1 protein-coding gene is annotated in these 366 nt (G+C 37.4%); it reads left to right on the top strand.

Annotation, left to right across the window (positions count from 1 at the left end):
• Window positions 1-366: type 1 periplasmic-binding domain-containing protein (locus KH400_RS22470; RefSeq protein WP_217228421.1), on the top strand; the 366-nt coding region annotated here is incomplete at both ends.

Raw genomic sequence — 366 nt, 5'->3', positions numbered from 1 at the left:
CTTCTGCAGTTATTGACGAAGTGATAGCAGGCGTACAAGAACAAGCAAAACAATTAGGTTATGAGGTTGTAATTAAATATAGTGTTGATCAAAGTCATAACTCACATCCGTGGGGATTCCTAAAGAAAGAGCAATTAGCTGGTGTTATTATACTGAATATGTTACTTAGCGAAGAAGAGTTGCTAGACCTAACGGAGAATGTTCCTTTCGTTCAATGTGGTCAATATGCACCAATTACGAACACATTTGCTGTTACTGTAGATGATACTTATGCAGGCTACGATGTAGTCAACCACTTAATCCAATTAGGGAAAAAGAAAATTGCATTTATTGGTCTTGGTAAAGAGGGAATGGATCATGTAACGC

Origin of the sequence: Desertibacillus haloalkaliphilus (assembly GCF_019039105.1) — a bacterium.
GTDB classification, from domain to species: domain Bacteria; phylum Bacillota; class Bacilli; order Bacillales; family KJ1-10-99; genus Desertibacillus; species Desertibacillus haloalkaliphilus.
The sequence above is the reverse complement of the archived record's forward strand: the minus strand, read 5'-3'. Positions and strand labels throughout refer to the sequence as shown.